The following is a 23,307-nucleotide window of genomic DNA, read 5'->3' as shown; positions in this document are numbered from 1 at the left end:
GTAGGTACACCTATAGAATATGTTTGCTTTCTATATAAATTAGTATACATTATCTATTTCTAAATGGAAATGAAGACTCTGAATGGAATAAATTAAACTATTTCCGTTATACTTAAAGAGGATGTTCAAAAAGTATGATACATATAAATGGAGGGGATGAAATGAATCAAGAAACACTTGATCTTTTTAAAAAATTAACAGAGCTTCCAGGTGCTTCTGGGAATGAGCATGCTGTTCGTGCTTTTATGAAAAAAGAATTAGAAAAATACTCCGACGAAATCATTCAAGATAATTTGGGCGGTTTGTTTGGGGTGAAACATGGTAACGGACCAAAAGTAATGGTTGCGGGTCATATGGATGAAGTTGGGTTCATGGTAACACAAATTACAGATAATGGAATGATTCGTTTTCAGCCACTTGGAGGTTGGTGGAATCAAGTTTTACTTGCACAACGAATGCAAGTCCTAACTAAAAATGGACCGGTAATAGGAGTAATTGGATCTATTCCTCCACATTTATTGTCTGAAGCACAACGTAAAAAGCCAATGGAAATTAAAAATATGTTATTGGATATTGGTGCTGATGATAAAGAGGATGTTAAAAAAATTGGGGTTAGACCTGGAGATACGATTGTGCCAGTAACGCCGTTTCAACCAATGGCTAACCAAAAAAAAATACTAGCGAAAGCTTGGGATAATCGCTATGGATGCGGTTTGTCAATTGAATTATTAAAAGAGTTACAACATGAGACTTTACCAAATGAATTATATTCTGGAGCAACTGTACAAGAGGAAGTTGGATTAAGAGGATCAAAAGTTGCATCAAACATGATAAAGCCTGATATTTCATACGTATTAGATGCTTCTCCAGCTAACGATGCTTCCGGGGATAAGACGGCCTTTGGCCAATTAGGAAAAGGTGTACTAGTAAGAATTTTTGATCGAACAATGATTACGAGTCAAGGTATGAGAGAATTTATTTTAGATACGGCGGAATCAAATGATATTCCATATCAATATTTTGTCTCACAAGGTGGTACAGATGCAGGCAGCATTCATCTTTCTCATGAAGGAGTTCCAACGGCGGTAGTAGGAATTTGCTCGCGTTATATCCATACATCTGCTTCGTTAATTCATATAGACGATTATGCTGCAGCGAAAGAATTACTTATTAAATTAGTAAAAGCAACAGATCAAAACACAGTTGATTTAGTTCGTGGGAAATAAAAAAGGTAACTGCTGTTTTAGTGGACAGCAGTTACTCTTACGTTAAGGTGGTTTAGAATTGAATATTATTGTAGGTTCCAAAAATCCAACAAAGATTAAAGCGGTAGAAGAAATATTTCCCGAAGCTAAACTGACCCCACTGAATGTTCCTTCTGATGTTTCAGCACAACCTTTTTCCGATGAAGAAACAAGAAAAGGTGCAATGAATCGTGCAAGGCATTGTCTGAATTCCTCCTCAAATGTGATCGGAATAGGTCTTGAAGGTGGAGTCATGTACGTAGGAAATGAGCTTTATTTATGTAATTGGGGCGTACTTATGACAGAAGACCAAACTTTCACTGCAAGTGGTGCTCGTATTTTTTTACCAAAGGAAATTGACCTAAAACTACAAGAAGGCATGGAATTAGGCGACATTATGGATGATTATTCGATGCGAAAAGAAGTGAGAAATAAGGAAGGTGCAATTGGAATTTTTACAAATGACTTAATATCGCGAAAAGAAATGTTTAGTCATATAATGAAACTATTACGTGGCCAGTGGGAATATTGGGAAGAACATAATAAGAACTAGAATGGCACACATTCTAGTTCTTATTATTATTCATAAATATATGCTATTACTTCTAAGGCTTGTTCTACCGTTTCAACTGTAACATTCGCTTTATTAGATAATTCTTTAAGAGGATGAATCAATGATGTAGGTCGAATAAGTATAGTAGGTTTATTCATGGCGATTGCAGTACTCGCATCCATTGCCGTATTCCATTGTTTATATTTTTCTCCAAATAAAGCAATCACAATATCGGCTTTTTGCATTAACACTTGTGTTCTGAAATTATTAACATCTGACGCCGCATCGTCTTTGTATAACGCACCAGGCTGTTCCCCTAAAATGGCTTCCCCGATGTCATCAGAACGGTCATGATTCGTTTGGGGAGAAACAAATGTAAGTGGTAGATTTTTTGCTTGTGCTATTTGCTTAACTTTATCTCTCCAGTTGTCATGAATTTGTCCAGCTAAATATACAGTTAGTTCCATGCCTTCTTCCTCCTTATTATTTATCATATTTTTAATATTATATGAATCTTTACATATTTTCCAAGAAACTGCACATCATTCGTTTATTATAAAACGAATGTTTGTTATTTGAAACATATGAGAATCAACGTTATAGTAATCAAAGAAGGAGTGGATAATGAATGAAACAGTTAGAATCTGTATCTGAATATAATGAACTTATTAAAGATAGTAATGTAATTATGATGTTTTCTGCTGATTGGTGTGGTGATTGCCGTTTTATAGAACCGGAATTACCTGAAATTGAGGAAGCTTTTCCTGAATATAATTTTATTAAAATAGATCGTGATCAATTCATTGAAATATGTCAAGAACATGATATTTTAGGAATTCCAAGTTTTCTTGCCTATCGAAATGGTAAAGAAGTGGGTAGATTTGTAAGTAAAGACCGTAAAACAAAAGAAGAGATTATGGACTTTATAAAAGGTTTGCCAGCTTAAAGACGGCTACTATGCTTGATAGAATTTCAACTAGAAGGAAGGGAGGGGCTTATTGTGAAAATGACGAGTTTACAAATGAAAAAGAAATTAGAAGAACGATTAAAGAACGAAAACTGGAGAACGTCTTTTGATCGCGATAAAAACACGTTTCGAATAGAATGGAAAGATACGAAACAAGGTATGACTATCTCATTACCCAATATGATTGGTAAGTATAATCAGAGGGGTGAAGAAGCAATTGATGAGCTGGAATCCCATATTAGAGAAGCTTTAAGAATTATGAACCAAACACCAGAACTTTCTGGGATGGAGAAAAATATTTTTCCAGTTATAAGATCTACGTCTTTTCCTACTGAGACAAAGAAGGGAAAGAAACTACTTACAAAGGATCATACTGCGGAAACAAGAATCTTCTACGCTCTTGATTTAGGTAAATCCTATCAACTTTTAGATGAGGAATTATTAAAAAAAGAGGGATGGAATAAAGCACATATTGATGAAGTTGCATCATTTAACGTCCGATCTCTATCTACAGAGCCTAAAAAAGATACAGTAGCGGATAATGATTTTTATTTTATAGCCACACAAGATGGATATGATGCAAGTCGAATTCTTAACGAAGCTTTTTTGGAAGAAATGCAAGCGAATGCTAAAGGTGAGGTTGCAGTGGCTGTCCCTCATCAAGATGTTCTAATTATTGCGGATGTTCAAAATAGCACCGGTTACGATATTTTAGCGCAAATGACTATGAAGTTTTTTGCAGAGGGAAGAATTCCGATTACATCCCTTCCATTTATTTATGAAAACAAAAAACTAGAACCTATTTTCATTCTTGCAAAAAATAGACCAGAGAAATAGTAAGAGAGGAAGTTTAAAATGGATGTGTTTTATAATCCCGATGGTATAGGTGACGTATTAATCATTCCAATTGAAGATGGAGATCGTTATGATATTAAATTTGAAAAGATAGCTGATATTACAAGGATTTTATCAAGTGCTGGTAAAGTAATTGGATATAATATTTTCAATGCCAAAAGTCATTTTCAATTAAATCAAACAGGAAAAATCAAATTGACAGAAGAATTACTAAGTCAAATTAAAAATTTATTTATGGAAAATGGAATAGAAGATGGTTTGGATTTTGATTTAAGTCCTAAGTTTGTTGTAGGTTACGTTATTAGCAAAGAACAGCATGAAAATGCCGATAAATTAAGTGTATGTCAGGTAGACGTCGGTGAAGCAGAGCCGCTTCAGATCGTATGTGGTGCACCAAACATTGACAAAGGGCAAAAAGTAGTAGTAGCTAAAGTAGGTGCTACGATGCCAAGCGGATTGAAAATTAAACCTACAGAATTGCGTGGTGTAGCATCAAATGGTATGATCTGTTCCCAAAAAGAATTAGGAATGCCAAATGCGCCGAAAGAAAAAGGAATATACGTACTTGATGATTCAACCCGTGTAGGTGAGGAATTTACATTTTAAAAGCAAAAGCAACCCAAATTTATAGTAATGGGGTTGCTTTTGCTTTTTGTTCTTGTCAAGAAAATTATAAAAATTGTATGGCTATGGATAACTTAGATATAGGAATAGCCACGTCCGGCTCCAGCGCCCAGCGACTAGCGAGACTTCTTTCACCTCCGTACGATAAAGAAGACTTGCCGATTGGTGAAACCAGAGGCTTAGTCGCACTTATACCCTTGTGGTGAAAGTCAACATCGGCTCGCTTACGCTCACCGTGTTTCCTTTATCTCCTACGGCTCAGTCCAGTCCGTACGTCGCTAAACGGGCGCTTGCGCCTTTGTTCGTTAACTAAAGTCCTTTTTACCCATCTACTCGTAATACTATTAGGTACATTTTTCCTTTTAATCAATGTAAAACATGCTACAATAGAAAAGACTATAAATGTTAAAGTTGCTTTATTTAACATAAAAAGTGGCTTTCTCTGATTACTATTCAATCTTTTAGGAGATTAAAATTAAACATCCAGGTTAAGTCAACAAGACAATTGATGGAAATAGAAATGAGTGAGTTTTATGTTTGAGAAATGGAAAAATAAAATAAAAGAAATGTTTATCGAAAGTGATGAACCTATAGAGAAACCGCATGAAACAAAATCAGGATATAACCAGGAATTTCAACAAGATTTAAAGGCGAGAGTTACGTATCGATATCCAAAGGAGAAACCTTTTCGTTTTCCTGTTATTCCCGATGAAAAAACGGAGAATACGAATGTAAAAAATTCGGAAGAGGAAAAAACTTATTTCAAACAAAACAGAAATGAAAGAAAGAACGATACGAATAAACATTATAGAACTGAACAAAATAGTCCCTTTCATACAGAGACAAATATTTACAGTAATCCACCTAAATCTAATAATAAAAAAATATATAAAAAGACTGATGAACCATTTAAAGTATCTGAGGTTCCGTCGCCAATATTTGGATTTCAAAAGAGAGAACGGAAGGAAGAAAAGACGGACGATATTCCACCATACATACAACAAGAAACCGACCAAAAAGAAAAGAAATATGAGCACGAAAGCATGTCAATGGAGGTTTATTCTGAGGAAGAGACGAATCAAGACGAGAATAATGTTGCAGATAATATATTAGATACATCTTCATTATTGGAGAAGAAGAACGACTCACAAGACAACGAAAGCAAAATAATAAATGAATCCTTAATAGAACTGGAGTTACAGGATACAGATAACTCCACAGAAATAGAGAATACTAGTAGCGATGGGGAAGAGGAGTATGTAGACAAACGTATAGAGGACGTTGAGAAAGAAAAAGATAATGTACAAGAACCAAATATACAAGAAAACGAGTATAAAGAAGAAGTTGCTGTAACAGTTGAAGAAAAAGCGGAAGATGTAGATAAACAAGCGGAATCAACAGATACAAGTGAAGCATCCGAGGTTAATCCTACAAAGGTAAAAGAAAATGAAAAGTCCACGGTCATCCCGTTTAATGTAATTATGACCCCGAGCGACAAACGAAATTTGCATAGAAGGAAAATGGAAGAGCTGAAAAGTAATTTTAAGGAGGAAAAACCAAAAGAAACTAGTATAAATAATCATTCAGTTCAACCAAACGAAAAAGCGAAACCAGTTAAAACAACCCCAATTAATCATTCAAATGGGGAAAAAGAAATCTTTATACCAAATCATTTACTTAATGACAGGGTTGAAAGAAGTGATTCGGATGATGTTTGGGTGGAAGAACAACAACGGTTACTAGAGGAAACCTTAAAACATTTCAATGTAAGAGCGAAGGTAGTAAAGGCTACACAGGGACCATCTGTTACCCGATTTGAAGTTCACCCAGAACTTGGGGTGAAAGTAAGTAAAATCAAAAATTTAAGTGATGATTTGAAATTAAATATGGCGGCAAGGGATATTAGAATTGAAGCGCCAATTCCAGGGAAAAATACAGTTGGGATTGAAATTCCTAATCAAAAATCGCAAATGGTTGGACTTCAGGAAATTTTTGAAACGGAAGCTTTTAAAGATAGCAAATCACCGCTAACCGTAGCATTAGGTTTAAGTATAGAAGGGGAACCCAAAATTACGGATATTCAAAAAATGCCACATGGATTAATTGCAGGTGCAACGGGGTCAGGTAAAAGTGTTTGCATAAACACAATGCTTGTGAGTCTTTTATATAAAGCAAGTCATGAAGATGTAAAAATATTGTTAATCGATCCGAAAATGGTGGAACTTGCACCATATAATGGGATTCCTCATTTAGTGACGCCGGTGATCACAGATGTGAAAGCCGCAACACAAAGTTTAAAATGGGCAGTAACGGAAATGGAAGATCGTTATGAACGGTTTGTCCATGAAGGTGTAAGGAATATAGAGGCTTATAATAAAAAAATTAGACAGCAAAATAGAATAGATGAAAAAATGCCTTTTATTGTTATTGTGATTGATGAATTAGCTGATTTAATGATGACGTCCCCACAGGATGTAGAAGATTCAATAAGCCGAATAGCACAAAAAGCAAGAGCTTGTGGAATTCATCTCATTTTAGCAACACAAAGGCCTTCCGTTGATGTTATAACCGGGTTAATTAAAGCGAATATCCCTACCCGAATTGCATTCAGTGTATCTTCCCAGGTAGACTCACGTACTATTATTGATGTAAGTGGGGCAGAAAAATTACTTGGAAGAGGAGATATGTTATTTGTAGAAAACGGAGCCGGTAAAAGTGTACGTCTTCAAGGCCCATTTGTATCTGATGAAGAAATAGAAAGAATTACAAACTATGCAAGAAGTATTGCAGAACCAAATTACTTATTTGAACCAGAAGATTTATTAGAACAAGTTCATATGGATGAGGAAGAAGATGAACTACTACATGAAGTAATTGATTTTGTATTAAGTCAAAATAGCGCAAGTACTTCTATGATTCAACGTCGTTTTAAAATAGGTTATAACCGTGCTGCAAGACTTATGGACACATTAGAGTACAAGGGAATCATTTCCGGGCAAAATGGCAGCAAACCTAGAGAAGTATTAATTAGACAAAAACAGGAAGATATGTAAAATTTATGTTAATATTATTGAAAAAGTCACATCATTAGGGTAAATGCAATAAGTAGCCTTTATTCATGATTTTCTGAAGGAGTAGCAGACATGAAAGAAATTACATTAAAACTAAATGGTGAAATTAAAAGATTAACGAATAAAACATTTAAATTTGATGAACGTATTAAAGAGGGATGGTTTTCGGCAGTTTATTTTTTAAAAACGAAAAAGATTGTAGAAGAAAAAATCCCGGATAATCACGTTACGATGCAATTTTTTCAAAAGGAAAATGCGGTGTTATGCGGAACGGATGAAGCAATAGCTTTAGTTCATACATTCGCTGATAACCCACAGGATATAGAAATCCACTCATTAAAAGATGGAGATAAGATTGAACCTTTTGAAACAGTTCTAACTATTTCCGGCAGATATCAGGATTTTGGGTATTTGGAAGGAATCATTGATGGGATTCTAGCAAGAAGAACATCAGTAGCTACAAATGTATACAATGTGGTAAAAGCCGCGAAGTCCTCCGGTAAACAAAAACCTGTTATCTTTATGGGAGATAGAGATGACCACTATACAACCCAGGCTGGGGATGGATATGCAGCGTACATTGGAGGTTCTACTGCTCAAGCAACCCAAGCGATGAATGAGTGGTGGGGGAAAGAAGGAATGGGAACGATGCCCCACGCATTGATTCAAATGTTCCGTGGGGATGTTGTAGCAGCGACGAAAGCTTATCATGAAATTTATCCAAATGACGAAATAGCAGCTTTAGTTGATTATAACAATGATGTTATTACAGATTCACTAAGAGTGGCTAGAGAATTTGGAGATAAATTAGCTTCTGTTCGATTAGATACTTCACGAACACTAGTTGATAAATATTTTCTAAGAAATCATCATTTAATGGGTTCATTTGACCCAAGAGGTGTTAACCCGGAACTTATCTTCGCTTTAAGGAAAGCGTTAGACGATGAAGGATATAACCACGTGAAAATTATGGTTTCTGGTGGATTTAATGAAAAGCGTATTTTGGAATTTGAATCAAAAAACGTACCAGTAGATATGTATGGAGTAGGAAGAAGTCTTCTAAACCTTAATATAGGATTTACAGGGGATAATGTTTTATTGAACGGTGAACCTGAAGCAAAACAGGGAAGAAGATATCGTCCTAATCCACGTCTAGAAAGAGTAGAATATTTAAACTTTAATGAATAACTTATATTACTTTTAAATCTAACCCATTTTTTGATATAATAAATCAGTATTGTGTATTTTATGAATACATGTTAGGGGTAAAATGATAGCAAAGAAGTATTTCAACGTAGAAAAAAACACATTCACTTAAGGATGAGTGAGTGCCAAAAAAGTTTTTGGTATTTGATGAACAATGGAGGTTCGTTCTATGACAACTTACCATTTTATTGGTATAAAGGGAACAGGAATGAGTGCACTAGCACAAATACTTCATGATTCAGGAGAAAATGTGCAAGGCTCTGATGTGGAGAAACGATTCTTTACGCAGGTTGCTTTGGAGGAGAAAAACATTCCTATTCTTCCCTTTTCAGAAAAAAATATTAAAGAAGAACATACAATTATTGCAGGAAATGCATTTTCAGATGAACATGTGGAAATTAAGGAAGCCAAAAGATTAGGATGTACATTTTATCGTTATCATGAGTTTCTGGGAGAATGGTTAAAACAATATACAAGTATTGCAATCACTGGAGCCCATGGTAAAACGTCAACAACTGGTTTAATGGCCCACGTGTTAGATCAAACATTTCCAATTTCATATTTAATTGGGGATGGAACCGGTAAGGGACATGTTGATAGTGAATATTTTGTTTTTGAAGCATGTGAGTATCGACGCCATTTTTTAAACTATGAACCAGACTATGCAATAATGACAAATATTGATTTTGATCACCCTGATTATTTCACTAGTATTAATGATGTATTTAATGCTTTTCAATCAATGGCGGATCAAGTGAAAAAAGGAATTATTGCTTGCGGGGATGATGAACAACTACAACAGATTCAAGCTAAAGTACCAGTTGTATACTATGGATTTGGTGATACAAATGACTTTCAAGCACAAAATGTTCATGAATCAGAAGAAGGAACGACCTTTGATGTCTTTGTGAGGAATACTTACTATGATACATTTACAACACCACTATTCGGAAATCATAGTGTATTAAATGCATTAGCGGTTATTGCGATGTGTCATTATGAAGATATAAAGGTAGAGGATATTAAGAGAATTTCTTCATTCCAAGGAGTTAAAAGACGCTTTACCGAAAAGAAACTAGGAACTCAAGTTCTAATAGATGATTATGCACATCATCCTAAAGAAATAACTGCAACAATTGATTCAGCAAAAAAGAAATATCCTAATAAAAAAATTATTGCTATTTTTCAACCTCATACATTTACTAGAACAAAAACATTTTTACAAGAATTTGCTGACAGTTTAAGTGATGCAGATAAAGTTTATTTATGTGATATTTTTGGTTCTGCTAGAGAAGATTCAGGAAAATTGACTGTTGAAGATTTACAGAAGTTAATTGATGATAGTGAAATATTGGAACTTGATCATACGGAAGTATTAGCCGAATATAAGGATAGTGTGCTTATCTTTATGGGGGCAGGAGATATTCAGAAATTCGAAGAAGCATATGAAAGTGTGAACAATGCAATACAACATTAAATGAATAATCATTAAAAGATAATAAGTCTGATTGTTTTCAGGCTTTTTTCTTTTTATAAACAAAAGTGGAATCGCCCTTACAGGCTAAAAACGCGACGTACGGAGTGAGTCGATATTGACTTTCACCACAAGGGTATAAGTGCGACTAGACCTCTGGATTCACCAATTGGCAAGACTTCTTTATCATGTTTTTTAGGTGAGGGCAGTCTCGCTAGTTGTTGGGCATTGGAGCTGGACGTAACCTTCCCTAAGAAAGAATTTGATAAGCTTAATTATATATTTTCTTACCTTACAAAAAAGGTTTTTATTTGTTTAATGTCGAATTAATTATTAGAAAGTTATATACTAAAGCTAGGTCTGTTTTTAAATTTATTTAAAAACAGGTTTAGGTATTGATAAATAGGGAAATTATTAAAAATGAACCATTGTCATGCCTTTACATAAGTTATTATACATAAGGAGATGAAAGAGATATGGAGTTTTTACTATACATATCTGCGTTTATTGCGGCTTTAGCGTTTGTTATTCTAGTTATTTATGTAGTGATTGCAATAAAGGCAACAAAAGAGACGTTAAAAGATGTTTCCATTACAATTCAAGGTATTGAAAAACAAATGCAAGGTGTTACAACAGAAACAACTGAGTTATTATCTAAAACGAATAAATTAGCTGAAGATATGAATGAAAAAACTGGGAAGTTGGATACTTTATTTGATGGCGCTAAAGGAATTGGGGATTCCATGAAAGATTTTAGTCAATCTCTAAATGAGATATCAAATAGTATTTCTGTGGCTTCCAAGATTGACCAAGAAAAAGCTGCTCAAGCTGTAAAATGGGGGGCAGCTATAGTAGATTTTGTAAATGGAAGAAGGAACAAAAATAAGTAGGAGGTAATAATATGAGTGAAAACAACATTAACATGAAGGATTTTGTAATCGGAACATTTGTTGGTACGATAGTTGGAGCTTCTATTGCATTGGTTTTTGCACCTAAATCAGGTAAAGAACTTAGAGGTGATATTAATGAAGGTGCTCAACAAGTGAAAAACCGTGCTGGGGATTGGAAAGAAATTGCACAGGAAAAGAGTAGTGACTGGAAAGATAAAGCTTTTACAACAAGCGTTGAGTTTAAAAAACGTGCAATGGATACTACTTCTAACATTACCAAAAATGTTTCTCAAAAAACACAGGATCTAACTAAAAAAACACAAGATTTAACTAAATCAATATCTACTAAGTTCAATAATGAAGACAAAACGTTAGTTGAAGCAGCAGATTCTGAAAAGTAAAGAAAATTATTTCCTAAACTACAGTCCATTATGGGTTGTAGTTTTTTCTTTCGTGTCTAGCTCCAGCGCTAAAGCCGTAGCGACACTTCCTTCACCTCCTGGCATGGCCAGGCGCAGTCCATACGTCGCTAAACGGGCGCTTCCGCTTTTCTTTTTATTTAAGGAATGATGAAAAAAATTACATTAATCGTAAAACTAAATGGTGACAAATGTAAGAATGTTAGCTATAATTGTCACTAATTATAAATTAATTATAAATGTTATTATTTTTCTGGGGGCGCATAAAATGACGAATCAATTTGAGCAATTAAGAAATCAATTAGACGAAGTAAATTTGGAAATACTAGAATTAATCAACAAACGCGCATCACTTGTTCAAGAAATTGGACAAATAAAAACAAAGCAAAGTATTAGAAAAGAGTTTGATCCTGTTAGAGAACGTGAAATGTTAGACCTTATTACCGCAAAGAATACAGGACCATTTGAAAACTCAACCATTGTTCATATATTTAAAGAAATTTTTAAGGCTGGACTAGAATTGCAAGAGGAAGATCATCAAAAAGCGCTTCTTGTATCCCGTAAGAGACAGCCTGAAAACACAGTTATTGATATTAAAGGTGTGAAAATTGGGAACGGTAATATTAACCATGTGTTTGGTCCATGTGCAGTAGAAAGTTATGATCAAGTAGCACAGGTTGCTGAATCTATTAAAGGTAAAGGACTTAAATTATTGCGTGGGGGCGCATTTAAGCCAAGAACATCACCATATGATTTCCAAGGTCTAGGATTAGAAGGCTTACAAATCTTAAAACGTATTGCAGATGAATATGATCTAGTTACGATTAGTGAAATTGTTACACCAACAGATTTAGAAAAGGCTGTTGAATATATTGATGTTATCCAGATCGGTGCAAGAAATATGCAAAACTTCGAATTGTTAAAAGCTGCAGGTCAAATTGATAAACCAGTTTTATTAAAACGTGGTCTTTCTGCTACAATTTCTGAATATATTAATGCTGCTGAATACATTGTTTCTAGTGGTAATGGAAATGTTATTCTATGTGAACGCGGTATTAGAACTTATGAAAAAGCAACAAGAAATACATTAGATATTTCCGCGGTTCCAATTCTAAAACAAGAAACACACTTACCTGTAATGGTAGACGTTACACATTCAACTGGTCGCCGTGATTTATTACTTCCGACGGCAAGAGCAGCCCTTGCTATTGGAGCAGATGGAATTATGGCAGAGGTCCATCCAGATCCTGCTGTAGCACTTTCTGATTCAGCACAACAAATGGACATCCCAACATTCGATCGTTTCTATGAAGAACTAACAGATTTAGAGAATCGTTTAAAATAGGTATGTTTAGAAAAGACTAATCAATATTGATTAGTCTTTCTTTATCGTAAGACTATAATTAATGAATTAACTATAAAAGACGCTATGTGTAAAATAGTTCTCGGGGATTTGAAACAAAATTCTAGAAAAAAAAGAAAAGGCGCTCTATCATAAATGTATGCTGACCGGCAAATACATTTGAAAGAGGCCTTTTCATGAATACAATTATATCAAAAATCAGCGAATTATTAAAGGATACAAATGATTTAATTGACTTTGAGGAACATGTTCAAATTTATGTATATGATCTCCTTACTAAACTGATGGGGAGCGTATTTACACAACTTAATCAAACGATAAAAAGAAGAATGCAAAGTAAGGGTTGGACGGTTGAACGAGAAGATGAAAAGACAATTCAGTTTATCTTTGGGGCAGTTCGTTTTACGCATACATTAATGCACGATATCAATGGGAAAGCGCATTATCCTTTTGATGAGTGGGTTGGATTTAGAAAATATCAGCGACATAGTCCTTTAGTTGAAGTAAAAGTGGCGGAGTTGGCTAGTGAGAGTACGTACCGAGAAACTGCACGCATATTAAGTGAATGGACTGCCGTGAATCTTAGTCATACGACAGTGGGAAGTATGGTGAAGCGTGTAGGAAAAGCACAAGCGCAAGCTGATGAAGAATTGTTAGCTGAATTAGAGGAAGCTGCCTATTTACCAAAGGGGAAAGAATTGGAATTTTTATTTGCCGAGGCAGATGGTGTATTTGTGCGTGGGACTAAGGAAAAAACAAGTCATGAAGTACATCATGCAGTGATCCATGAAGGTTGGATTAAAAATGGAAAGCGCGTATCCCTAAAGAATCCACAAGTTATTATGACAACCAAACCAACAAATGATTTTTGGAAAGAAGTCCAGGCGTTTACAGCTAGTCATTATTCCTTAGAAAATACACAAGTTGTCACCAATAGTGATGGTGGTCCCGGTTATACGGCAGAACGTTTTCAAGAGGCTTTCTCACAGTCTAGTTATCCTGTTTTAAATCAATTGGATTCCTTTCACATTTCTAAAGCACTGAATCGAACTTTTGGAGTTAAAAAGAGCGAGTTTAAAGAAGGTGTACAAAAGGCAATCAAAGAACACGAACTGGATGATTTCATACGTTGGATGGATACATTGGAGAGCACTTTAGAAACGGATAAGCAGTTAGAAAAGGCCGAGGATTTTCGTAGATATATTGGCGGTAATTGGGATCGAATTTTTGATTGGAGAGAAAAAGTTGAGAATCCACCAAAAGAGGCAAGGGGCATGGGTGCAATGGAATCCAACCAACGACATATTTCATTCCGAATGAAAAAGCGTGGAATGCATTGGAGTTTAGAAGGTAGTGAGGCAATGGTGAAGATCAAACAAGGGATTCTAAATAAAACATTACGATCCGTCTATTTGAGAGACCAAAGGCGAAGTGTAAGAAAACAACGAGACGTGAAAAAAGTGGTTCGTATGACTGAATTTCTACGCCAGGAAACCCAGCCGTCAATTGGAGCAAAACAAGGTAAAATAAGCCTAAATACAGCTCATTCATCAGCTATTGGACAGTTAATAAAAAGTTTTAGATAACACCCTGATTTTTAGGTAAGGTTCTTGGTTTTTAGAACGTTACCTAAAAATTGGGGACAGCAAGCGACAAGGGTCGCGCGGTAGCCGAAAAAGTGTACAAAAATAGAGTGCCGGAAATATTGGCGTGAAAGACACACCGAGAAAAACTTGACACATACTAAAAGACGGTTATTTTTGTTTTTTTTATCATGTTAGAGTATGATATAAACAAAAGACTGGATTTATAATATAGGAGGTAAACACAGTAATGACTGTAACAATTTATGATGTAGCAAGAGAAGCAAATGTGTCTATGGCTACGGTTTCGAGAGTAGTGAATGGAAATCCAAATGTAAAGCCAACAACACGTAAAAAAGTTTTAGCGACAATAGAACGTTTAGGTTATCGACCAAACGCGGTAGCTAGAGGATTAGCTAGTAAAAAGACAACCACTGTAGGTGCAATCATTCCAGATATATCCAGTATTTTCTTTTCAGAATTAGCTCGTGGTATAGAAGATATTGCAACTATGTATAAATATAATGTTATTTTAAGTAATTCAGATCAAAATAAAGATAAAGAGTTAGCGTTAATTAATACAATGTTGGAAAAACAAGTAGATGGAATATTGTTTATGGGTGGAACCATTACTGAAGAACACTTGCAACAATTTAATACTTCGAATGTTCCAATCGTGTTAGCAGCAACTTATGATGACACAAAGGAATTAGCATCTGTAAATATTAATTATGAAGAAGCTGCTTATGAAGCAACAAAGCATTTTGTTGATAAAGGAAAGAAAAATCCGGCATATGTTGGTGGCGGAGAAGATACAAGTATTAATGAACATAAATTTGCCGGCTATAAGCGTGCATTAGCTGAGGCAAATGTTCCGATTAAGGAAGAATTCATTGTACAAGGTGATTATTCTTATGAGTCCGGGCTTGAAGCTGCCAAGCAATTAGCGGCTTTAGATGAAAAACCAGAGGCTATTTTTGTCGCTTCAGATGAAATGGCATTAGGTGTTATCCATGGTGTTCAAGATATGGGGTATAATGTTCCGAATGATGTAGAAATTTTTGGTTTTGATAATACTCGACTTGCAACCATGGTTCGTCCGACGCTTTCAACAGTTGTACAACCTATGTATGACATCGGTGCAGTTGCAATGCGCTTATTGACAAAATTTATGAATAAAGAAGAAGTTGCTGAAAAAAATGTCATATTGCCTCATAGAATTGAGTTAAGAAATTCAACTTTATAAAAATGATGCCGATAAAAGATATAGATGGATGTAAATTACATTCATCTATATCTTTTAAATGGTTGGGGAGATTTAGAAAATGAGTAAAAAAGATATATTAACTCCTATCGGCATTACATTTGGTTTTATCGTTATTATGCTAGCGATTCTTTCAAGTGGCGGTACAGAAGGTGCTGTATCATTTATTGATGTATCTAGTATTCTGATTGTAATTGGTGGCCTAATAGCCTCTATGTTAATCGCTTTTAAAATGGAACAACTCAAACTAATTTTCAAGTTATTTAAGGCGACTTCCCTTCAAAATAGTAAGCAGTTACCTGAGTTAATTGCGCTTTTTTCTCGATTAGCTGAAAGGGCGCGGAGAGAAGGTATTTTAGCTTTAGAAAATGATTTGGATGGTATTGATGATCCATTTATACGTAAAGGTTTATTACTTGTTGTAGATGGCGTTGAACCTGAAGTAATCAATGATATTCTAGAAGCAGAAATTATGGCAATGGAAGAAAGACACGCGAAAAGTAGGTCTTTGTTTGAAAAGGCAGCTGAATACGCACCTTCATGGGGAATGATAGGTACGTTGATTGGACTCGTTTTGATGTTAAATCAATTATCTGATCCGTCTACATTAGGACCTAGTATGGCTGTGGCACTATTAACGACATTATATGGAACTGTGTTAGCTAATCTTGTGTTTACGCCTATGGCAAATAAGTTAGAGGGGAAAACAGAAGAAGAGGCTTTTTATAAGCAAATAATCATTGAGGGAATTATTGGTGTACAATCCGGACAGAATCCACGTATCCTTGAGGAGAAACTAAATGCATTTCTTTCCAATGAAGATCAAGAAAAGCAAAAAGAAATCCAGACTTCTAATATCATAGGAGAAAGCATTAATGAAGCGTAGGAGAAAGAGGAAGTCCATTAAAGAAACTGGTGCACCAAAATGGATGGTTACCTATTCTGATATGGTAACCTTAATTTTAGTTTTCTTCATACTATTATTTGCTATGTCAAACCTTGACGATGAACGCTTTGAGGCGGTTCAAGAATCATTCCAAAACAGAATGATTTTTGATTTTTATCCTTCTATAGTTCCTTCCAATCAACCTGCTGAACAATCCAAAAATGAAAAAGGGGATAACTTAGAAGGAAAGTTGAATAGTGACTTGGATGAAAGTGATTTAAGTGATCAAACACCTAAGACGGAAGAAGGGAACTCTCTAGATAATCTAGTTAGTGAAGTAGAATCTTTTCTTGATAATAATAATTTAAATGGTGCTATTACGGCTAAGCGATCAGATGAAGGTGTTGTATTAGTCTTGCAGGAGAATATCTTATTTGACACTGGAGAGGCAACCGTATTAAATTCGGCTAAACCATTTTTAGATAAGATAGGTCTTCTCTTAAAAGATGTTCCAAACCAAGTGCGTGTAGAAGGGCATACTGATTCTAGGCCGATAACAAACTATAGGTATCCATCGAATTGGGAATTATCGGCAGCTCGCGCCGGTAGTGTTATTCGCTATTTAACTAATGGATTTGAATTGGATGAAAAAAGATTCTCATCAGTTGGTTATGCAGATACTAGACCTATAGCACCAAACGATTCTGAAAAACACTGGGGTAAAAATCGGAGAGTAGAAATTGTAATTATGGAATAAAAAGAGCAGTTGCTGAATATGCACCTGCTCTTTTTATTCCTCTTTATCCGACCTATACGGGCAGTAGATTCCCACCTTAAGCTTCTGGGGAACAAAGAAAGTAGGTGGGAGATCGGATGGAAGTCTACTTTATTAAGAACTGTAGATAGTTGTTATCATTTCTTTTGTGGTTTAAACGTGTATTTTAGTAATTGATTTAGTAGTTTACTATTTTTATCGTTAATTTCTGGTTTTCTAGGAATGTAAGGAAATGCTTCTTCATTTGTGTCATGCCAATGATTCGGAATATTTACAGGCGATTCCTTTTTCCACTTTTCAATCCATGTGCGTGGGAGAGGGCCGGTGCTAATTGTACCCATTTTCATGACATTCCAAATTTGAGCCCATGCTCTTGGAACAACTCGCCAAATGTCGTAGCCTCCTCCCCCAAGGGCAATCCATTTCCCGTTACAGTACTCGTGGGCTAATTCATGGGAAATCTCAGGAATACGTTCATATATTTTCATAGAAGTGCAAAGATGGGTTAGGGGGTCATATGTATGTGCATCTGCTCCGTTTTGTGTAATAATAATGTCAGGTTTAAAGAACTCCGCAATTCTTCTAATAGCCCCCTCATAAACTTCCAAAAAGGATTCGTCTTGTGTAAAAGCATCGATAGGGAGATTAAATGAATAACCAAATCCTTGTTTTATTCCCCGTTCGTTTACTTCACCTGTACCCGGAAATAAATACCTACCTGTTTCGTGGATTGAAAATGTACATACATTAGGGTCATCATAAAATGCACTTTGAACTCCATCACCATGATGGGCATCCGTGTCAACATACAATACCCTTAAATTATAATTTTTTCTTATATATCTAATAGCAATAGCCGCATCATTATAAATACAAAATCCAGAAGCTTTCCGCTTAAATCCGTGATGTAGTCCACCGCCTATATTCAACGAATGATTAACACGTTCATTTATAACTTCATCTACAGCTGTTAATGAACCTCCGACGAGCAGGGCGGATGCTTCATGCATACCATCAAAAATGGGAGTGTCTTCCGTACCAAGACCGAATTCACGTTTCTCGTCATCAGTTAATTGGTTAAAACTTGCTCTTTTAACTGCTTCTATATAATCTTCATCATGAAATAATGCTATTTCTTTATCTGACGCTTTACGAGGTAAAAGTAAGTCCTCAGAAGTTAATGCATTCGATTGTTCCAATAATTCTTTCGTTAATTGAATTCGTTTTTGATTGAAAGGGTGATTTTCATGAAAATGGTATTCTAAAAATTGATCAGAAAATATAAAAGCTGCGTTCCTTTTCATACTTTTGGCTCCGGAATATTATTAGGCCACATTAATTTGTAGCCAGCATTTCGTAAGTCTTGAATGAATGGAAGCGGATTCATTGTTTGGATTCGAAAAACAAGTATTTTATAATTTGGATCATCTTTAAATGGGTAGACCAATACGGATGCAATATTCACTTTGCGTTTTCCAAAAATAGCTGCAACCTCAGGAATAATCCCTGGGACGTCGGGAACTTTTACCTCAATTACGGAGCTTTGTACCGTTATCCCTGTTAACTGAATTAACGTATATAACATATCCTTTTCCGTCACAATACCGACCAGTTTATTTTTATTCACAACTGGTAAACAAGCAATTTCCTTATCATAAAACACACGTGCAATTTCTTCTACAAAATCAAGCGGATGGATTGTAATAACAGGTGTAGTCATAATCATTTTTATTTCATTCTCTAATTCATTTTGTTCTATGCTATCATTCTTTAACAAGACTGAAGGGCTTGCATCCCTTACATCACGGTCAGAAACAATACCAATTACTTCATTGTTATCATTGACAATAGGTATATGGCGAATACGATGATCTTGTAATAATTGTAGGGCGTTAGCAATTGTTGCATTTTGGGGTAGAGTAATCACCTCAGTTTTCATGATTTCCTGTACTAACATTTATAAACCCTCCCTCATAGAACGATCCTTATTTCTTGATAGGAATCGTAATTCATCAAATTTCTTTACAGATTCTTCCGGAACATTTTTCCCGATACGGACCATCAAACAATTTGCGGGATGAGAAATAATTTCCGGGTCATCTGTTGGAGCGGGGAGTAATCCACCGGCTGCCATCATTTTTTCCATTAATTTTCGATAATTCCAGATGCTTAATTTGGTTCCTTCTAAATCCCAATGCCAATAATATTCTGTAGAAATTATAATATAATTTTCCATAAATTCATCACGCATGGAAATTTCAAGAAGGTTAGAAGCGACTTTTTCACCACGAAATTCTGGGATGATTTCTATTGCCCCTAATTCAATCAAATCCTGCATGTTAAATTCAGACCATCTTTCAAGTGGATCAGGATGCACATAAGTGACATATCCAATAATAGTATCAAGTGTACGAGCTACTATTATTCTGCCTTCCGGAAAGTCAGCGATTTTTTGAAGCGCCTCAAATTGTTTATGTGCTGGCCTAAATGCAGTTAATTTCTCATGAAAGTGATATTGCTGTAATTCATTCGAGGAGAGTGGACCCTCAATCACAATGGGTTCTGATGAGGTCTCTCGTTGCATCTTGTAATGGGTCTTGATGTGTTCCATGTTTTCACCACCTAATTTCAGGTCATCCGTATTAACTATAGTATACAAGATAATTCGAAAAAGTTTTAGTCTTTTGTAACATTTTCATGAATGAGTTTTTCTAATGGTAGGGGCGGAGCTAATAAGTTCCGTCTCTATTAGAAAAAAGAAGATACCCGACAACGAGTACCTTCTTTAATATTAAGCACTTTCTGAGCTGTGCCTATGTTATTCTTGTTTCTCTTTTTTCTTTTCTTCTTTCTTTTTTTGTTCCTTCTCTTCTTTTGCCTTTTTCGACTCGGATTCATCAGCTGATTTAGGGTCTTTGCCAATTACAATTTCATTAGATGGACTAGACTCTAAGCCAAAATAATCAACTGCTTTTACTTGATAAGTCGCATTGTCATCTTCAACTGAGAACTCAGTATTTGAAGTGTTTCCTACAAGTTTATAATTTCCATCGGAGTTCGATTTGCGATAAATCCGGTATCCGACTATATCACTTGAGTCTGGTTTATTCCATTTAAGCTTATTATCCTTATAGTTTACTGACGTCGGCGCTAAAGGAGCTTTGCCATCATTTTCAATTTTATAGGATGCTAACCTAGTTTTAGGAGCACCAATTTGTTGCCATTTATCTGTATCGGTTCGGGGAATGAGTTGGCTAACATTGTTAATCCCTTTGCGTTCCAGCCATTCAGGATTAAACATGAGCCCATTTCCTAAAGTGAATTCCTTAGGTGTATCTGACCCAGCTGCAACAGCTTTTCCAGCTATAACAATTTGTGAACCTGCTATTAAACTATCATCTACCTTAGTAGGTACATATTTCGAATTATAGATGTCTGATTTTACTAACCCGGCTTTTTGGCATAAATCAGATGCCAAGTCACCTGAGATACTACAGTAACTTCTAGAGACAATACCATCCGGCTGTTTAAATCTTTCGGAAGGTGCTACAAGTTCCGGATTAATATCAGAAGCTGCATTAATTAATTGTGCCCATAAATTTTGCGTACGTTGACTGTAACTTAGTGAAGAAGAACTGTCGTAAATAGAATCAGGGATCTCATAACCAAGCCATGTTCCGAATGTTACGTTCGGGTTAGTAGCAATGAACCATGCATCATCATAATTTTGTGAAGTACCTGTTTTTCCTGCCCAGTCAACACCACCATATTTTAACCTTGATTTTACATAAGCACCCGTACCACTATTTATGACATCTCGCATCATATCAATTGTAAGATATGTTGTTTGTGGTGAAAAAACATCAACAGGTTTTGTTTCGTGCTCATATACAACATCACCATCAGCTGTTGTAATCTTATCTATCATATAACCATCTGCAAATTTTCCATTATTGCCAAAGGTTGCATAAGCATTAATGTTTTCTTCAACAGATATACCATTCTCAGATGCTCCAAGAGCAAAAGATAGATTTTGATGGTCAGCTTCTACTAGAGAAGTAACACCCATTTTTTCCAAATAGCTAGCAGGGTCTTGTGAAATTATTTTCTCATAGGTAATAACTGCAGGTATATTATAAGAGCTAGCTAATGCTTTTCTTACTGTTACCGTACCGTAATTTCCACCACCATAGTTTTTAGGACTCCATGATCCCCAGCTTCTAGGTTCATCGACGATAGTCGTACTAGGTTGAACTTTACCTAATTCCATTGCTGGTGCGTAAACGGCTAAAGGTTTAGCTGTACTACCTATTTGTCTTTTAGCTGTTGCATAGTTTGTTTGATTTTCCTCACTATAATTACGATTACCTAAAAAGCTAATAATTCTTCCTGTTTTATTATCAATTAAAACTGCTGCAGCTTGAATAGATTGAAGCTTTGTTTCGCCTGTTTTTTTATTTACTACCGTATTCTTATCATTTCCATAATATTGGTAATTGGCTGCAATCTCTTGGAATGCATCGTACATCTTTTTATCGATAGTCGAATGAACCTTATACCCTTCCGACTGAATAGCTTTAGATGCTAGTGCGGAATACTTTTTCTTTAATTCTTTATCTTTTTCCAGATCCTCTTTAGAATGCCCATCTTTTTCTGCCAAATGATACATAATAATATCTGTTGCCCTTGATTGAATTTCTCTAGTTAAGATTGGGTATTTTTTATGTGGAGATTTGTCTTCTTCTTTGAAATCGGCAACTACATCATAGTTTATCGCCTCTTCGTATTCTTCTTTTGTAATATAGTCCATATCGAGCATTCGGTTTAAAACAATTTTCATCCGGTTTAGGCCAGGCTTTATTCCGTCCTCGTCTTTTAAACCACCATTATTTTTAAATGGTGTATAATAGGATGGGCTTTGTGGCAAACCTGCTAAATATGCTGCTTGTGCAAGATTAACTTCATCTGCATTAATACCAAAAATACCTTGTGCAGCTGTTTGAATTCCCGCTATATTTCCACCTGAGGAATTACGTCCATATGGAACAATGTTTAAATACGCTTCTAGGATTTCATCTTTTTCAAAGAATCGTTCCAACCGTAGGGCCAAGAGAATTTCTTTCGCCTTTCTTTCAAAAGATACTTCATCTGTTAATATTTGATTTTTTATTAATTGCTGTGTGAGTGTACTACCACCGCTTTGCATATTTGAATTTGATACTTCTTGGTATAATGCTCGGAATATAGCCTTTGGCACAATACCTTGATGTTCATTAAAATATTCATCTTCCGTTGCAATAACGGCTTGAATTAAGGTAGGAGATATTTTATCTAGGGTCGTTTCTTCCCGATAAAGATCGGTTTGTACATCTCCTAAATAAATATTATCAGCAAAATATAACTTTGTCGTTTCATCGTAATTATAGATATCTTCCTTCATGTCTGCATAGCTACGTACGGGTTCATCTTTTATAAGGGAGGCAAAAAAACCTGCGCCTACCCCTCCAACAAAGAAAGCACCTATGAAACCTATAATTAAAAAGACTAATATTATATTCCAAACAACATCATATGTAATACGTGAAGTTTTCTGGATCTTACCAGTTTTCCATATGGTCGATACTTTATTGATAAATTCATAGTTTCTAAAGGTATTCCACGCTGATTTAGACTTTCTCTTTAATTGATGAAACATCTCTTTCAGTTTCATTTGCAAAACCCCCTAAAATTCTTTTATAATTATATCATAAGTATATTTTTCGAGATAGATGAATTTAGTTGCATTTTAATAATGTATATGATAAAGATTATTAGAGGATGTTCAAAAAGTCTGGTGAACATGTCATACCCTTGTGGAGGTGCAGCTTTCTCAGCTGAATCGGTCTTTTTCATCCAACTTTTTGAACATGCACTATTAGCAACATTCTATATATATGTAAGTAGCTAAGAAAGAATGAAGTAGTTTTACAAATCCCTATCAAAGAGAGCTAGTGGTCGGTGGAAACTAGTATACATTTGTAACACGAATTACGTTCTGGAGCAATTTCTTCTCTTATGAAGGAAACGGTGGAAACATCGATAACAATACCGAGTGGCACAACTGTGCAACAAGGGTGGTAACGCGTGTTTAATA

20 protein-coding genes and 1 other annotated feature (1 of these 21 running past the window's edge) are annotated in these 23,307 nt (G+C 35.3%); of the genes, 15 read left to right on the top strand and 5 right to left on the bottom strand.

The features are described 5' to 3' along the window. Positions 1-161 precede the first annotated feature (161 nt). The gene (locus MHI02_RS13435) at positions 162-1,226 is read left to right on the top strand and encodes a M42 family metallopeptidase (RefSeq protein WP_047186791.1); all 1,065 of its coding nucleotides are present in this window, start codon (positions 162-164) and stop codon (positions 1,224-1,226) included. Between the two features lie 58 nt (positions 1,227-1,284). Then, on the top strand, positions 1,285-1,797 hold the full coding sequence (locus tag MHI02_RS13430) for a DUF84 family protein (RefSeq protein WP_047186790.1): 513 nt from the start codon (positions 1,285-1,287) through the stop codon (positions 1,795-1,797). A gap of 26 nt (positions 1,798-1,823) precedes the next feature. On the opposite strand, the gene MHI02_RS13425 is transcribed toward MHI02_RS13430, so the two are convergent. After that, positions 1,824-2,264 carry a YtoQ family protein gene (locus MHI02_RS13425; protein WP_060667997.1) on the bottom strand — a complete coding sequence of 147 codons (441 nt, stop codon included), beginning with the start codon at positions 2,262-2,264 and terminating at the stop codon, positions 1,824-1,826. Between the two features lie 161 nt (positions 2,265-2,425). Here MHI02_RS13425 and MHI02_RS13420 point away from each other — a divergent pair, with 161 nt between their 5' ends. From MHI02_RS13420 to motS, 13 genes are all read left to right on the top strand, one after another. Next, positions 2,426-2,743, top strand: a complete 318-nt coding sequence (locus MHI02_RS13420; RefSeq protein WP_047186788.1) for a thioredoxin family protein — start codon at positions 2,426-2,428, stop codon at positions 2,741-2,743. 60 nt (positions 2,744-2,803) lie between these two features. After that, entirely contained in the window at positions 2,804-3,601 is a 798-nt protein-coding gene (locus MHI02_RS13415; RefSeq protein WP_083452508.1) for a DUF1444 domain-containing protein, read from the top strand. 18 nt (positions 3,602-3,619) lie between these two features. Next, positions 3,620-4,225, top strand: coding sequence for a YtpR family tRNA-binding protein (ytpR, locus tag MHI02_RS13410; RefSeq protein ID WP_047186786.1), 606 nt, complete (start codon positions 3,620-3,622; stop codon positions 4,223-4,225). A 551-nt stretch (positions 4,226-4,776) separates the two neighbouring features. Then, positions 4,777-7,296 carry a DNA translocase FtsK gene (locus tag MHI02_RS13405; protein ID WP_341165973.1) on the top strand — a complete coding sequence of 840 codons (2,520 nt, stop codon included), beginning with the start codon at positions 4,777-4,779 and terminating at the stop codon, positions 7,294-7,296. Between the two features lie 90 nt (positions 7,297-7,386). Then, positions 7,387-8,502: a nicotinate phosphoribosyltransferase gene (locus tag MHI02_RS13400; RefSeq protein ID WP_047186785.1), complete on the top strand. Its 1,116-nt coding sequence runs from the start codon at positions 7,387-7,389 to the stop codon at positions 8,500-8,502. Positions 8,503-8,689: 187 nt separating this feature from the next. Beyond that, positions 8,690-9,997, top strand: coding sequence for a UDP-N-acetylmuramate--L-alanine ligase (murC, locus tag MHI02_RS13395; RefSeq protein ID WP_060667995.1), 1,308 nt, complete (start codon positions 8,690-8,692; stop codon positions 9,995-9,997). Between the two features lie 473 nt (positions 9,998-10,470). After that, positions 10,471-10,884 carry a DUF948 domain-containing protein gene (locus MHI02_RS13390; protein WP_047186783.1) on the top strand — a complete coding sequence of 138 codons (414 nt, stop codon included), beginning with the start codon at positions 10,471-10,473 and terminating at the stop codon, positions 10,882-10,884. A gap of 11 nt (positions 10,885-10,895) precedes the next feature. Then, on the top strand, positions 10,896-11,285 hold the full coding sequence (locus MHI02_RS13385; protein WP_047186782.1) for a YtxH domain-containing protein: 390 nt from the start codon (positions 10,896-10,898) through the stop codon (positions 11,283-11,285). A gap of 286 nt (positions 11,286-11,571) precedes the next feature. After that, the gene (locus MHI02_RS13380; RefSeq protein WP_047186781.1) at positions 11,572-12,648 is read left to right on the top strand and encodes a bifunctional 3-deoxy-7-phosphoheptulonate synthase/chorismate mutase; all 1,077 of its coding nucleotides are present in this window, start codon (positions 11,572-11,574) and stop codon (positions 12,646-12,648) included. Positions 12,649-12,842: 194 nt separating this feature from the next. Then, positions 12,843-14,252 carry an ISLre2 family transposase gene (locus MHI02_RS13375; RefSeq protein ID WP_047183902.1) on the top strand — a complete coding sequence of 470 codons (1,410 nt, stop codon included), beginning with the start codon at positions 12,843-12,845 and terminating at the stop codon, positions 14,250-14,252. Positions 14,253-14,499: 247 nt separating this feature from the next. Beyond that, positions 14,500-15,495, top strand: coding sequence for a catabolite control protein A (gene ccpA, locus MHI02_RS13370; RefSeq protein ID WP_047186780.1), 996 nt, complete (start codon positions 14,500-14,502; stop codon positions 15,493-15,495). A 79-nt stretch (positions 15,496-15,574) separates the two neighbouring features. Continuing rightward, positions 15,575-16,399: a flagellar motor protein MotP gene (motP, locus tag MHI02_RS13365; RefSeq protein ID WP_047186779.1), complete on the top strand. Its 825-nt coding sequence runs from the start codon at positions 15,575-15,577 to the stop codon at positions 16,397-16,399. Continuing rightward, positions 16,389-17,156, top strand: a complete 768-nt coding sequence (motS, locus tag MHI02_RS13360) for a flagellar motor protein MotS (RefSeq protein ID WP_047186778.1) — start codon at positions 16,389-16,391, stop codon at positions 17,154-17,156. Before motP ends, motS begins: the two co-directional genes overlap by 11 nt. Positions 17,157-17,311: 155 nt before the next feature. On the opposite strand, the gene MHI02_RS13355 is transcribed toward motS, so the two are convergent. From MHI02_RS13355 to MHI02_RS13340, 4 genes are all read right to left on the bottom strand, one after another. After that, positions 17,312-18,478: an acetoin utilization protein AcuC gene (locus MHI02_RS13355; RefSeq protein WP_047186777.1), complete on the bottom strand. Its 1,167-nt coding sequence runs from the start codon at positions 18,476-18,478 to the stop codon at positions 17,312-17,314. Next, complete coding sequence (locus MHI02_RS13350) at positions 18,475-19,131, bottom strand: acetoin utilization AcuB family protein (protein WP_047186776.1); 657 nt, start codon at positions 19,129-19,131, stop codon at positions 18,475-18,477. The genes MHI02_RS13355 and MHI02_RS13350 overlap by 4 nt, the downstream gene beginning before the upstream one ends. Then, the gene (locus MHI02_RS13345) at positions 19,132-19,785 is read right to left on the bottom strand and encodes a GNAT family N-acetyltransferase (protein ID WP_047186775.1); all 654 of its coding nucleotides are present in this window, start codon (positions 19,783-19,785) and stop codon (positions 19,132-19,134) included. A gap of 207 nt (positions 19,786-19,992) precedes the next feature. After that, complete coding sequence (locus tag MHI02_RS13340) at positions 19,993-22,884, bottom strand: transglycosylase domain-containing protein (protein WP_084824131.1); 2,892 nt, start codon at positions 22,882-22,884, stop codon at positions 19,993-19,995. Between the two features lie 226 nt (positions 22,885-23,110). Next, positions 23,111-23,307, top strand: a binding site (T-box leader); it runs 13 nt beyond the window's last position.

The sequence above is a fragment of the Oceanobacillus sp. FSL K6-0118 genome (genome assembly GCF_038006665.1).
Classification (GTDB): domain Bacteria; phylum Bacillota; class Bacilli; order Bacillales; family Amphibacillaceae; genus Oceanobacillus; species Oceanobacillus caeni.
Note: the sequence above shows the minus strand (reverse complement) of the source record. Positions and strands in the feature narration are given on the sequence as shown.